Genomic DNA, 14,312 nt, shown 5'->3' with positions numbered 1-14,312 from the left:
CGTTGCGCGAGTCCTGAAAAACGTTAGAGTAAGAAACAACTCGGAAATTGTAAAGGTTTGCTTGAAAGTTCGGCTGATGGGAGATCGGGAGAACCAGTCAATTTCTAATTTAGGTGAAGTGGGGGGTGTCGGCGATCGCCATACTGCGTCAGAAGCGCTGTGGCTGCGCGATCGAGCCTTGGCAGCTACTAGCTGCGGCATTGTCATTGCTGACGCCAATGCACCAGATTGTCCCATAATTTATTGCAATCCGGCCTTTGAACGGATGACAGGTTACTGCGCCAGCGAAATTTTGGGGCGTAATTGCAGATTTTTGCAAGGCCCGGATACCGATCGAACTACTGTAGCTAAGATCCGCGAGGCCTTGCGCCAAGGTAGAGCAATCCAGACACCAATCAAAAATTACCGCAAAGACGGCACTCCTTTTTGGACAAAATTATCGCTATCTCCCGTGCGAGACGACAAGGCTAATTTGACTCACTTTGTAGGAGTTCAGTCTGACTTGTCGGAACCCCTATGTGAAGTGCAGCAAGCATTGCAGCAAGCTAACGACCAACTGCAAACGATTTTGGAAGCAGTTCCGGGAACAGTATCTTGGATTAGCTCGGATTTGCGCTATTTGGGGGTTAACCAGCACTTAGCCAAACTTCACGGTTTGGCGCCGTCGGCTTTTGTCGGTCAAGATATTGGTTTTCTGGGTGCTAGCTCGGATTTTAACTCTTTTGTGGTGGAGTTTTTTGCCGGGGACGCTACGGAAGCGGTTAAAGAACTCAACATTAAGGTACAAACCGACGGGGGACAGTCCGAGGGATACTATTTGATTGTGGCTCAAAAGTACGATCGGGGCAAAGCAGCTTGTCTGGTAGGGATTGACATTACCGAGCGCAAGCGGGCAGAAGAAGCTCTGGTGCTGACTCGCAAGGCGGTGGAAAGTTCGAGCGACGCGATCGGCATCAGCGATGCGAACGGCACTCACATCTATCAAAATCAAGCGTTTTCTCAGCTATTTGAATGGGACACGGCAGAGGAATTTAAACTGGCCGGAGGTATATCGGCAGTTTTTGCTGACCCCGCAGTCGCCAGGGAGGTACTCGACACGATCGCCCAAGGTTATTCTTGGTTTGGTGAAATTACCAACCGCACTAAAAGCGGTGAAACTTTGCAAGTGTTGCTGCGGGCCGATGCTATTAAAGACCGCAAAGGGAAAATTGTCGGTCTGATTTACATGAATACCGATATTACCGACCAAAAGCGCACGGAACAAGAGCTGCGACAAAGCGAGAAGCGCTTTCGATCGTTGATTGAAAATGCTAGAGACATTATTGTGATTCTCGACGAGAAAGGCTTTTGCCGCTATGTCTCTCCTTCCCTAGAGCGGATTTTGGGCTACCCGACGGGGGAAGTGCTCGGCCGGTCTATATTTGACTTGATTCACCCTGACGAATTGCTGATAGTGGATCAAGTGTTCAAAGGTGTCATGCAAATGCCGAAAGTTAGCCTGGGAATGGCGGAATACCGAGTGCAGCACAAGGACGGTTCCTGGTGCGTGTTGGAAGCGGTGGCGACGAATTTGCTCAACGAACCTTCGGTGCGGGGAATTGTGGTCAACTGTCACGACGTGACTGAGCGCAAGATGGCTGAAGAACAATTGTTGCACGATGCTTTGCACGATGCGCTGACGGAGTTGCCCAACCGTGCTTTGTTGACTGACAGGTTGGGGCAAGCTTTTGCCCGCGCCCAACGGCATCCGAGCGAGCAGTTTGCGGTGCTGTTTCTGGATTTGGACAGGTTTAAGGTGATTAATGACAGTCAGGGACACCGCACGGGCGATCGGCTGTTGGTGGCTGTGGCTCGCCGTCTCTTGACTTGTTTGCGGCCAGGCGATACGGTGGCTCGTCTGGGGGGAGATGAGTTTGTGATTTTGCTTGAGGAAATTAAAGGTGTTGATGAGGCGATCGCCCAAGCAAAGGCAATTCTCAAAACCATCGAACGACCGCTTTATTTGGAAGGTAATAAAGTTTTAATTACTGCTAGCATCGGCATTGCTTTGAGTACCGACAAATATCAGTGGCCGGGAGATATTTTGCGCGATGCTGATATTGCGATGTACCGGGCCAAAGCTCTCGGTAAAGCTCGCTACGAAGTTTTTACCAGTGCGATGCACACTCGGGCTGTGGCTTTGATGCACTTGGAACACGATTTGCGGGAGTCGGTTGAAGAACTAAATTTGAAATCTTCGATCGTGGATTTCGCCTGCGGGACGGCGGCGGAAAACTCGCCGATGAGTGAAATCGATCGGAGATTGGAGCGTCCGAAGTCGCCATTGACTACTTTAAAATTGGAATGTCCTTTTACTGTTTATTATCAGCCGATCGTTTGTTTGAAAACTGGCTCTGTTATCGGATTTGAGGCGCTGGTGCGCTGGCTGCACCCGGAACGGGGTTTAGTTTCCCCGATGGAATTTATTGCGATGGCTGAGGAAACTGGGTTAATTATGCCTTTGGGTTTGTGGGTTTTGAACGAAAGCTGCCGCCAAATTATTAAGTGGCAGAGTTTGAATTTACCTGTGGGAAATTCGCGGCTGACTGTAGCAGTAAATCTTTCGGGGCGGCAGTTTTCGGAACCGGAGTCGATCGAGCAAATTAAGCAAGTTTTGCAGGAAACGGGTGTTGACGCTCGCTGTTTGAAGTTGGAGATTACCGAGAGTGTGGTGATGGAAGATGGGGAAGCGGCGGCGGCGATGCTTTCGCAGTTGAGAGAGTTGGGGATCGATCTGTGCATTGATGATTTTGGCACTGGTTATTCGTCTCTGAGTTATTTGCACAAGTTTCCGATTAATATTTTGAAGGTCGATCGCTCTTTTGTCAGTCGCATCGGAGAAACGGGTGAAAATTTGGAAATCGTGCGGGCGATCGTGATGCTGGCCCGCAGTTTGGGGATGGAGGTAGTGGCAGAAGGGGTCGAAACCGCCGCCCAGTTGGCTCAAATGCGGGCGATCGGCTGCGAGTACGGTCAGGGGTACTTTTTCTCTAAACCTCTCGACAGCGAGGCAGCTACAGCCTTATTACAGCGATCGCCCAAATGGTGAACTGAACTAAATATTTAACCGGATCAAATTGCTTGATTGTCAATCAGGGCGATCGATCTTTTCGTACTCAATGCCTTGAGTGTTAAAATCAAAATTGAGTATAATAATAAACTATCGAGATAGGTAAAAATATATGTCTCAATCTATTGTGCCAGCAGTCGAAGAAAAACAGATCGATACTTCGCCCACATTAACTTTTGAAGAATACAGAGTTTATCAAAGCAATGACGATGTAAAATATGAATTGTACAAAGGCAAATTAATACCGATGGCAACGGCTAGCGCATTACACACCAGTATCTGCGAATTTTGGGTTTACAAATTGCAGCGTTACCTAGCTGAACACAATCTAGATTTAGTCGTAAAAACTTCTGTGGGAGTCAGAACCGAAGATGCTACATCCCGCATTCCCGATGTAGTTGTTTGCACAGAAAGTTTGTGGCAACAAGTTCTTGCCAGACCTGGTTCTGGCATCTTAGACTTGAGCGAAACACCTTTATTTGTAGTAGAAGTAGTGAGCCAAGATCGGCGGGCAGATTATGTACTTAAACGAACAGAATACGAACAGGCTAACGTGCCGGAATATGTGATTGTCGATCCGACACAAAACAGACAGCGGGTGCGAGTTATGGCATTTCCAGAAGGTGATGACGTTTATACACAGGTAGATTACTTGCCGGGTGAGGAAATGGTATCTGTAGTATTTCCCAATCTGAGATTATCAGTCAATGAAATTTTAGATCCGCCATTGGTAGAAGGGTTAATTAAGGCAGAACAAGCTCAATTGCAGAAAGCTGAAAGATTGGCGGCGAGATTGCGGGAATTGGGCATAGATCCTGATGCTGTGTAGGAACTTGGATGAAGTACGTGAAGCGAAGATATCCCGAAGGGAATCGCCCTTGACGTATCTCAATCATCTAGCGGCAAGTCGTGGAGTCAAGAAGGGCGATCTTTGCCGAACCGAAGCCTATACTGTTAAAATCAAAATTTAGTATAATAGAAAACTATCGAGATAGGTAAAAATATATGTCTCAATCTGTTGTGCCAGCAGTCGAAGAAAAACAGCTCGATACTTTGCCGACATTAACTTTTGAAGAATACCGAGTTTATCAAGGAGAATCTGATGTAAGATATGAACTGTACAAAGGCAAATTAATCCCGATGCCAACAGCCACAGTTTTACACATCAAAATTTGCGAATATTTAGTTTACCAATTGCAGCGTTACTTAGCTGAACACAATCTCGACTTAGTAGTAAAAACGGGTCTGGGAGTGAGAACAGATGAAGATAAATCTCGGATTCCCGATGTAGTTGTCTGCACTCAAAGTCTTTTGGAACAAGCTGCTGCTAGACCAGGTGCAGGTATCCTCGAATTTGATGAAAAGCCGCTGTTAGTGGTAGAAGTTGTCAGCGAAAATCGCCGCGAAGATTACGTGATTAAACGCGGAGAGTACGAATTAGCGAATGTGCCAGAATATTGCATTGTTGACCCTAAAGTTGGTAAGCAAAAAATTAGGCTTTTTGCATTGATTGAAGGTGAAGATGGTTACACGTATACAGATTTCTTGCCTGGTGAGGAAATTGTGTCTGTAGTATTTCCCGATCTGGTTTTATCGGTGGATGAAATACTAAACCCGCCATTGGTAGAGGAGTTAGTTAAGGCAGAAAACGCTCAATTGCGGCAACTCGAACAGGAAGCTGCAATGGAACGCGAACGCGCCCAAGAGCAGGGTCAACGTGCCCAAGAGGAGCATCAACGCGCTGAAAGGTTGGCGGCGAGATTGCGGGAATTGGGCGTAGATCCTGATGCTGTATAGGAAATTGGATAAAGTACGCGCGAGCGAATCTATCCCGCTCTTAATCGCCCTTGACGTATCTCAATCATCTAGCGGCAAGTCGCGCAGGAAATAAAAGCGATCGCTTTGCCAATTTTCGCCTTTAATTCGCCCTAAGTAACCCGTCAAAGGTGAGGAAAGTTCTATTAAAATTTGGTGCATTTCTTCATATTTTAAAGAAGGTTGGGGCGACATAGAAAAGGCATAAGCACCGTGAAGCTGATTAAATTCAACACTTGTTGATTTTGTTCTTTCCAAAAAGTCTTTGACTAGCTGAACTATGTGCGATCGCACTTTAAGCTTTTCCCGCACCTCGTCAATATAGCGATTAACCTTAGCATCGGCTTCCTCACCAAACGGCTGTTGTTCTAAACAAGGTTTTAACTGTAATAAATCGATCGAACCTGGTTGCTTAGCTTTCAGTTCAACCAGCTTTTGCAATGTTTCAGGGCGAATTACGTTCATTTTACTACCAATAGCTGCTTGATTAGCTGGATTAGTTAAAGGCCCAGCCGCCAAAATAATTTTAACGGATCGATCGAACTTATCTTGACCCAAGTGAGTCAAACCTAAATGAATTAGTTGAGCCGTTACACTATTAGGTACACTTTCAAATTTGCTAGCTTTGCACTCTCCCGCTACTGGATAGGGAGTCTCGCAATAAAAGTCTAAACCACCAGCGCCGCCTGTCGATTCTGGATTGAGACTAGCTTTCGGATTGGTGTTAGAATTGACAAAACCTAGCTTGACAAAACTTTTGCGGACTAACTTTTCAAATGTATTACCATCGCTAGAGTTTCCGATTTGTGCGATCGCACTTATCCATGCTAAATCCGGGTCTGGTTGTGTTGTGGGTAATTTTTCCGACCAACCTAGAAACATTTTGATATCATCGTTGAGCGGATTGGCAGCTAAGTTGCTACTACCAATTTCCTCAACTTGCAACTGCAAAGCTTCTAAATATTTATAAGGATAGACTTCTCCCGCCACCAAGAGAGCTTTACGCTGATAAAAACTAGCTTCAGAAATCACCGGAGTATCAATCTCGCTATTCATTGCCATCACATCGTCGCGCTGCGGCCAATAGAAGGCTCCTGACTCTGTTTGCACATTGACTACGCAAGGATTAGACAGGCGATAAACTCGTAAAATCAATAGCTTGAGAACTTGGTATTGTGCAAAAATATGTTCCAAAGCTTCCAATTTCCAAACGGTTGACTTGGCAATCTTCTCTAGAAGGTACTTTTGTTGTGGATTAATCCGCCAATGATATTCACAACGCGCCCATACTTTAATCTGAATAGGATATGTTTGAAGTTCAGCAAATGCACTTTCCGCCTTCGTCAAATATTGAGTCTGATAGTATTGATCGAGGCTAAGATTATCAGGAAGGTGTTGACTGGGATAGAGCCAGAGTACCTCACCTTCTCTGATATTTTGCCTGAATGGTACAGCAATTAGCCTGCCTAATGTTAGCAGGTCAACATCACAAGCTGGTAATTGAATACCCTTAATGATTCCAAGATTCATGTTAAGTAGGAGCGCTTAGAATTTCACAAAGTAGTGGATTTTTAGCAGCCAGGTTTAATTCTTGAACGAAGTCAATCACTTCCTGCTTAGTAAACCCGTAGTTCTCAGCCTCCTCGTAAATTTGATGAAGTGCTGCTAAAGGCTTGATCTCATCCTTCTTTAGAACAACAACTTCACCTCCTTGTTCCTGTACAAGTTTTTCTTCAAGCTGTTTGCCTTTCTTCCAACTGAGGGGAACGGGTGTTGAGCGGACTAAGCAACCACGAGTAATGTTATGTTTGGCATATTTCAACAGTCGTTGCATTACTGCATTGAATGTCATGCCCGTCAAAGTTTCGGAAACTCTGACTCCAATTCTTACTGTTTTTTGTTGAAGAGAATCGTGGCCCTCAATAATCAAATGTAGATCGTGACCTGCCTGATTAATATGTGTAACCGAAGTAATTATTACATTTTCTGTTCCACATTTAGGAATCATTGCCATTGTAGAGGCAATAATAGCAGCTAACTGATCATCGTTTTGTTCGGGGACTGAAACTCGATTCAAGAGTTCAGAATAAGAATCCAGAAACTCTTGCTGTTTATTGTTGATCGGGTCTCTCGTTGAAGTTCCTGGATCTACAATTTCCACTGAATCAAATTGTTCAGCACACCATTTCATCAAGTCTCGCACACCAGCAGCTTTACTTGCAATACCTCTGATTTGATTAGCATCAAAAGGATATAAATTAGGGTAATCATCAGAATTTAGATTATTTTTGCTGTGAAACCAAGCTAGCCTCAATTTAACAAGCTCTAACATCTGATCAGAAGTAGGTGGGTTTGTAGCTACAGACCTTTGTCCTACACGATCGGGTATGCCACTTCCCATTTGTTCAATTTCCTTCCAGGTGTCGCTAATAACGCAACAGAGGAGAAGTACATTGCTACATTGAAAGTAAATTCTATCTATGCAGCTAGCTACTATTTGAGCAGCGCTATCTCCGCAGTCATTACCGACACTAACTTGGTCTAGTTGATCGAAACAAATCAATACGGGGCGTGATGAAACTCCAGCAAGCTTACATATCTGCTCTATGAACCAAATAGACTTTGCATCTTGTTCTTGCTGCGAAAACTCTGGTAAACCCCTTTGCTTGGTTTCAGGATGATCTATACCTTGAATCCAAGCCATACCAACTTGAGCGATTGGAGCCGATCTAAATATGAGAAATAAAACGGCTTTCAAAAAATTAAAGTCAAGGTCATGTTGAGATTCTAAGATTGCTTCGATTACCTCATCAATAAATTCATATCTTTGAGGTTGGTTGAGATTTTGAATGAGGTATTTCCTTAATTCTTCAGGATGATGGCATTTTTCAAGATAGGGCTGGTATTTTTCTTCAAATTCTGTTCCCTTAAGAGTCGCAATCATAGACGCAGCAAGTTGCTGCCATTGCGTTACTCCTCTGACATCTTGGTGCTTAAAGCTGAGTGAAAGATAGAATCGTACATGGGAGTCAATTCGACTAGCGTTAGTAAATTGAGGGATGTAGGCAAATACAGCTCCGCCCTCACGCTCAATAGTTTTCCATATCCGGTGGATTGTATGACTTTTGCCTGTGCCTCTATCACCTTTGACTGCAATCCCGATTTTATCAGAATATTTTTGGCGGACTTCAGAAATTGCTTTATAGATTGTTTGGTCAACCTGTTGGTTGAGGTCAGGGAGATCAGTTACGACTTCACCCCAAACCTCATCCGCGCTTACGATGGGTTTCAATTTGAAAGGATTCGGCTGTTGCTTGCGTGCTTCTTCAAACGGTGTATACGGATCAGTCATTGTTTTCTGCCTCAATCTCAAGATGGTTTGCTAGCGAAAAATAAAAGACCTCTTATGTCATCGCTGATCGAGTCTTGCTTTTGTTCATCAGTTGCTCCACGAGCCTCTCCACTTTGGAGATAAAATAAACGATCGGCCTGCATCTGCATAATCAAGTCTTTGAAATTCTCCCGGCTAACCTGTTCCCCTAGCTCACGGCGCAGATGCCAGATTGGGACAAGTCCCATGTAGTTGTAGCCTTTGTCCAATTTCTCAAATAGGGCAAGGGCTTGAGACTTAAAATCCTCATAGGATGCGATCGCCCCTGCATCCGCCTTCCCCTTCTCAACCGCAACACTTGCCGCACCATCCTGATGCCGAATCCACTTCAACAAAGAATTTCCCAGCCGAGTACCAATTTGAGAACCGTCAAACTCAAACAGAGAATCCCGACTTTTCAGCCCCTGCGCTAAAACTTCTTTCCCCTTCGCCGTCAATTCCACCAGCGTCACCCGATTTACCAGCGAATACTCGATCGCCCCAGTCGCCTGCAACTCGCCGAGCACTTCCACATATCTCTGACTCGTCTCATTAGTCCGCACAATTCGCTTAGTCAAATCCCCCTTTTTCACCTTCATCTTCCCGCCGCTCAAATCCCACAAATTCAGCAGTACCCGAACTTTCGCCTTCGCATCCCACACCGCTTGCTCTTCTGGTGTCAAAGTTATAGGCACCGCAATTTCACTATTCTCAGACATATTCATACCTTTAAATACTTGTTTTTACTTTTAAAGTGTACCAGAAACCTTGCTGAGAAACATTTAAACTTTTCCGCAAAAATCCGCGCGACGCTATGCACAACTTATGCAAAGTTAATTTAAAAATAATAGGCATTGACTAAAATGTGATTGTTTGATAAAATAGCGAATCAAACAATCTATCGCACTTCACATTCTCCACACTAAATGCGATCGAAACAATTTTAAGCACAGCCCGCTACGCTCTAGCAACCTCAACAAATGTAGCGATCCCAACCGCAGCTAACAACCAGCAAATTAGCGTAACTGCGACTTTAGTTCAATGCTCGATTCTGCCTTTAGAAAGACGAATTCAACTTAAGCATCTTGTTACATTGCAGTGGCAATCAAAACATTCAACAACAGTTTACCCATGAAAACTATTCCAGACCAAATTTCCAACATCAAAGAAAAACTTCCCGACTTTACTCCCACCCCTCCCGGTTTAAAAGCTCAAGCCTCTAGCCACGACCTCAAAGCGCGTTTAGATTGGGGCGAACCCGGACTCACAATCATCGACGCCCGCGACTTTGAAACCTTCGCCAAAAGCCACATTACCGGCGCCGTACCCATGCCAATATACGAATTAGTCGATCGAGCACAATCCAGTTTAGAACCCATCCGCGACATCTACATCTACGGCGAAAACGACGAACAAACCGCCGAAGCTGCCAATCTTCTCCGCGCAGCAGGCTTTAGAAGAGTAGCCGAACTAAAAGGCGGAATTCCTGCTTGGAAAGCCATCGACGGCCCCATCGACGGTGCAGTCGAACATGGCAATCCCGGCCCCGATGCCTACAACGTTTTCTCTCGCTTGCAACACCACGCAGAAGCGCAGAAAATCAACAAATAATCACACCGAATACCTAGATACCCGACTTATTGAAGAAGTTGGGCATCTAACCAAATAATTTGTTTGTAGTAAGGAATCGAGCTCTCTCTTAAAGCTTGCAGTCACTAAGCACTAAAGTCCTTACTACAAACTTAATTGCGATCGTATAACCGGACTAGATATTAACAGTCGCGGACGCACAAAGTGCTTTAACAGGCTACTTATAGCGTAAAGTGAACAATGCACATCCTACATAAACAAGTGTGTGTCTCCAACACTCGTTAACACTCCTTCCTCGCGTCCAAAAATGCTTTGACTTCCCTTAAAACTTGCCGATTCCCATCAAAAGTAATCAGCTTAACTGCATCCTCAAAGGAACTCCAGACCGAATTTTGAACTTCCTCTACTTGCAACTGAACTTCCATAGAATTTACAAAAGCCAAAAAATAAGTAACAGTCTTTTCAATTGATTCCCCTTCCTTCGCACAGGAATAATGTTCCACAGAACTAGGCTTCCCTTCCTTAACAAAGGAATAACGTTCCACAAAAATAGGCTCCTCAATCACTTCACAATCGCGGATGCCAGTTTCCTCCTCAAACTCCCGCTTCGCCGTTTCTAGAGCAGATTCTCCCTGATTCGCGTGACCTTTAGGAAACGCCCAATGTCCCGCTTGATGTTGAATCAACAAAAACAAACTATCAGTTTCAGTCGCAAAAACTGGCACAATGCCAAAAGCTTCATCTTTCATCTTTTTACTGACACGATTTTACATATCAAAACTAATATTACCACCCCAACCGAGTCGGCTGTTCGTAAACCCGCTTCAAAGTATTAACATCTCTCGCTGAAATAGGCGGAGGATTTCTCACCTGAGAAAAATAAAGCACATCAGTTTCCATCAAACTGTGGCCCCAAATTCCCAAAGCGTGACCCAACTCGTGCCGCGCCGTCGCCGGAATATACTTACCCACTTGAGTCGGATTCAAATAAACCGAAAACCGATGAGATAACACAGTTTTATCCCCATCCCGACGGGCGTACAATTCATAGGTAGCCTCTCCAGAGCGCGATCGCAAAACCCCTTGACGCAAAGGCGGAGTCCGACGTAAAATCCTAATATCAGCCACCTCCGAACTATCCACTACTTCCAAAGGCAAATAAACCCCCCATTCCCGCACCACATCCAACACAGCCGCCACCCATTCTTCAGACTTATTAGCATCAACTGGACGCTCAACATAAACCTGAATCGGAAACTTCGACCACAGCAAATGACCGAAATTCGGTGGCTTAACCCGGTCAAAATAATCACCGCTATCGGTGGAATCTTGCCAATTCGCCAGCGTTGGCGGCAAAGGGTGAACCTGTGGATTCGGCAAACTATTCGGGAGAGAAGAAAGACTCGCGGCTGGAGTATTAACCTGACTAAAAATTATCAGGCTAAAACAACATACAGCCAATCCCAAACCAGCCAGCAATCGAGGTTTTAATGTCACTTTCCCCAACCGCATTTTTGCAACCGCACTTAAATTACATCTTTAGGGCGGGCTAGAAGCCCACCCCACAATATTTATTTATGTGGCACGGGCGTCTCGCCCCTGAGCTCATGTGGCACGGGCGTCCCGCCCCTGAGCTCATGTGGCACGGGCGTCTCGCCCCTGAGCTCATGTGGCACGGGCGTCTCGCCCCTGAGCTCATGTGGCACGGGCGTCTCGCCCGTGATATTGAATCTTATAACTTAGGCGCCAACCAACCAGCACTCAAAATCACAGTCAAACCCATAAAAACAATAGACAGACCCCAAGTAATCCGGTTCAGACTTGTTTCTGCACTCTTGGCGCTGGTAAACAATTGAGCTTGTCCGCCAATCCCTCCAATGCCATCGCCTTTAGGACTGTGCAGCAACACAAAAACCACAAGTCCTAAAGCAGACAAAGACCAGATAACTTGTAACACAGAAACAATATTCATAATCTGGGGTAATTGGTAATTAGTAATCGGTAATCAATCATCATATCAAATTCAGTCGATCGCGCACAAACTCGCTTAGGGGCACAGCATCGTACCCATTGTTGTCAAATTAAGCTGTTAGTCCGCCAGTCCGCCAGGGAATGAATTCCCTGTCTCAAAGCGAAAGTCCTCTTAAGAGGACTGAAAAGAAGAATTTTTGGTGCTGCTGAATCCAAGTATGATTTTGCCTGATGGGGTAATTCTAAGCTTACGCTGTCAGCGGTGGGGCAACCACAGGGGGATTGCCCTTACAAATTTCATACCCCAATCCAGCAACGCGGAATTTTTAAACTCATTAGTCCTCTTGAGAGGACTTTTGCTATTAGACAGGGAATTCATTCCCTGGCGGACTACCGGATGGGCGGGAGGACTGGGCGGATGACAGCTTAAGTTGACACCAATGCACGACGACGTGTCCCTACTGCAGCGTCCCTACTACAATCGGACTCGCACCGGAGTGCGATTGGCACGAACTTCAAACTCAGCCGATCGAATCATAGAGCGTCCCGTCATCTCCGGGGGCTGAGGCAACCTCAACAGCTCCAGAATTGTCGGCGCAATATCCGCCAAACAACCGTCAGCCCTCAGAGGAACATCCGTTCCGTGACCCGGAATCTTCAGACCTTCGCCTTCTACCAGAATAAACGGCACGGGGTTAGTAGTGTGAGCCGTCCAGGGATTCCCGTCCTCGTCAAACATCTGCTCAGCATTGCCGTGGTCAGCAATAATAATTGCCGTACCTCCAGCTTTACTAATCGCGCTCAACAGCCGCCCCAAACATTTATCCACAGTTTCGATCGCAATTATCGTCGCATCCATCCTCCCCGTATGACCAACCATATCCGGGTTAGCGTAGTTAATCACCACAAACGAATAAATGCCTTTTCCCAAAGCCGTCACCACCCCATCCGTCACCAAGTCCGCCGACATCTGGGGCGCCTCATCGTAAGTAGCCACCATCGGACTCTGCACCAACTCGCGGTCTTCCCCTGCAAAAGGCTCTTCCAGACCCCCATTAAAAAAATAAGTCACATGAGCGTACTTTTCAGTTTCCGCCGTCCGCAACTGCCGCAAACCGTGCTTAGAAATCACCTCGCCCAGAATATTGTTCAAATTCTGCGGTTCAAAAGCCACCATTACCGACAGTTTCGGGTCGTACTGAGTAAAAGTCGCAAACGCCAGGGGCTCAATTAACTGCCGTTCAAACCCCTTAAAATCGGGAGATACAAAAGCCTGAGTCAATTCTCTAGCCCTGTCCGGGCGAAAATTGAAGAAAATTAGCCCATCCCCGGATGCCACAGCCCCCGGAGCAATCCGAGTCGGAACAGCAAACTCGTCGGTCACTCCGACCGCATAGGAGGCCTGCAACACATCCACAGCCGATCGACCGTCAGGAGCACCCTCAGTCGTCATCACCTCGTAAGCGCGCTGGACGCGATCCCAGCGCTTGTCCCTGTCCATCGCGTAGTAGCGGCCGCTAATGGTCGCAATCCGACCGACCCCTACCTCTGCGATATAACTTTGAATCTTGCCTAGAGCTTCGACACCCTCTTTCGGAGTAGTATCACGACCGTCTGTAATGGCGTGAATGCAAACATCAGAAATTCCCCGTGCTTTTGCTAATTGCAGCAAACCCTTAATATGACTGAGATGGGAATGAACCCCACCTTCAGAACAAAGACCAGTCAGGTGCAACTTGCCGCCCGTGGCGCTGACTTTCTCGCAAAGCTCAACCAGCGCCCGGTTGTTGAGCAAAGAACCATCTTCCACTGCATCCGAGATCCGCACCAACTCTTGAGGAACCACCCGGCCCGCGCCCAGATTCAAGTGACCAACCTCTGAGTTGCCCATTTGCCCATCTGGCAGCCCTACCGCCCGGCCCGATGTTTTAATCAGAGTTCTGGGATAAGCGGCCCAGAGACTGTCCATCACGGGTGTTTTTGCAGTAGCGATCGCATTTCCGTCTTTTTCTTCACGATAACCCCAGCCGTCTAGAATAATCAGCACTACAGGAGATACAGACGCTTGTGCCATGCGAATACCTTATTTACAATAATTAATTTCTCGATTTTCATGATTTCCGATTTTGCGGAACATCTTCCGCTAATCAGTTTACATATTTTCTCGGCTCCGGCTGAACAAAGCCCAGCAAAATTCCCTTAGACACAGCGTTTTGGGAACTAATTTCGACCTGCTTTCGGAATTGTTTAATTGATTGCCTTGCCCTGTACTGTGAATGCACAGTCGGAGGCTGTTACCGATCTCACCAACAGCCACCCTGCTTTTGCCGCCGAATTTTCACGAATTGTTCAACGGTAGGTTGCTATTGAAACACTGAAAAGATTACCACAGATGGCGGGCTTTGACTACTGCCTTAAGGAATAGATTAAACAGTTTTGACTGGGCTGGGAATAACT

Annotated in this window: 11 protein-coding genes; 4 read left to right on the top strand and 7 right to left on the bottom strand. The window is 46.1% G+C overall.

Annotated elements, in window-relative coordinates:
- The first annotated feature begins 76 nt into the window (after positions 1-76).
- From OSC7112_RS06965 to OSC7112_RS06955, 3 genes are all read left to right on the top strand, one after another.
- Entirely contained in the window at positions 77-3,088 is a 3,012-nt protein-coding gene (locus tag OSC7112_RS06965; RefSeq protein WP_015175247.1) for an EAL domain-containing protein, read from the top strand.
- Positions 3,089-3,221: 133 nt separating this feature from the next.
- Entirely contained in the window at positions 3,222-3,938 is a 717-nt protein-coding gene (locus OSC7112_RS06960; RefSeq protein WP_015175246.1) for a Uma2 family endonuclease, read from the top strand.
- Between the two features lie 176 nt (positions 3,939-4,114).
- On the top strand, positions 4,115-4,906 hold the full coding sequence (locus OSC7112_RS06955; RefSeq protein WP_015175245.1) for a Uma2 family endonuclease: 792 nt from the start codon (positions 4,115-4,117) through the stop codon (positions 4,904-4,906).
- Positions 4,907-4,966: 60 nt separating this feature from the next.
- Here the strand turns inward: OSC7112_RS06955 and OSC7112_RS06950 are convergent, their stop codons facing one another.
- From OSC7112_RS06950 to OSC7112_RS06940, 3 genes are read right to left on the bottom strand one after another with little or no spacing between them, the layout of a single operon-like run.
- Entirely contained in the window at positions 4,967-6,454 is a 1,488-nt protein-coding gene (locus tag OSC7112_RS06950; RefSeq protein ID WP_015175244.1) for a DUF1802 family protein, read from the bottom strand.
- Position 6,455: 1 nt separating this feature from the next.
- The gene (locus tag OSC7112_RS06945; RefSeq protein WP_015175243.1) at positions 6,456-8,276 is read right to left on the bottom strand and encodes a hypothetical protein; all 1,821 of its coding nucleotides are present in this window, start codon (positions 8,274-8,276) and stop codon (positions 6,456-6,458) included.
- A gap of 17 nt (positions 8,277-8,293) precedes the next feature.
- Positions 8,294-9,013 carry a hypothetical protein gene (locus tag OSC7112_RS06940; RefSeq protein WP_015175242.1) on the bottom strand — a complete coding sequence of 240 codons (720 nt, stop codon included), beginning with the start codon at positions 9,011-9,013 and terminating at the stop codon, positions 8,294-8,296.
- A gap of 412 nt (positions 9,014-9,425) precedes the next feature.
- On the opposite strand from OSC7112_RS06940, the gene OSC7112_RS06935 reads away from it, so the two are divergent.
- Entirely contained in the window at positions 9,426-9,905 is a 480-nt protein-coding gene (locus OSC7112_RS06935; protein WP_015175241.1) for a rhodanese-like domain-containing protein, read from the top strand.
- A gap of 260 nt (positions 9,906-10,165) precedes the next feature.
- On the opposite strand, the gene OSC7112_RS06930 is transcribed toward OSC7112_RS06935, so the two are convergent.
- The 4 genes from OSC7112_RS06930 to gpmI form a co-directional block, all read right to left on the bottom strand.
- Positions 10,166-10,633, bottom strand: coding sequence for a bis(5'-nucleosyl)-tetraphosphatase (locus OSC7112_RS06930; protein ID WP_015175240.1), 468 nt, complete (start codon positions 10,631-10,633; stop codon positions 10,166-10,168).
- A 37-nt stretch (positions 10,634-10,670) separates the two neighbouring features.
- Complete coding sequence (locus tag OSC7112_RS06925; RefSeq protein ID WP_015175239.1) at positions 10,671-11,396, bottom strand: peptidase; 726 nt, start codon at positions 11,394-11,396, stop codon at positions 10,671-10,673.
- 220 nt (positions 11,397-11,616) lie between these two features.
- On the bottom strand, positions 11,617-11,856 hold the full coding sequence (gene secG, locus OSC7112_RS06920) for a preprotein translocase subunit SecG (protein ID WP_015175238.1): 240 nt from the start codon (positions 11,854-11,856) through the stop codon (positions 11,617-11,619).
- Positions 11,857-12,330: 474 nt separating this feature from the next.
- Positions 12,331-13,929 (bottom strand): 2,3-bisphosphoglycerate-independent phosphoglycerate mutase, encoded by a 1,599-nt coding sequence (gene gpmI / locus OSC7112_RS06915; protein WP_015175237.1) that lies wholly within the window; start codon positions 13,927-13,929, stop codon positions 12,331-12,333.
- Positions 13,930-14,312 lie beyond the last annotated feature (383 nt).

The organism is Oscillatoria nigro-viridis PCC 7112, from assembly GCF_000317475.1.
Classification (GTDB): Bacteria; Cyanobacteriota; Cyanobacteriia; order Cyanobacteriales; family Microcoleaceae; genus Microcoleus; species Microcoleus nigroviridis.
Note: the sequence above shows the minus strand (reverse complement) of the source record. Positions and strands in the feature narration are given on the sequence as shown.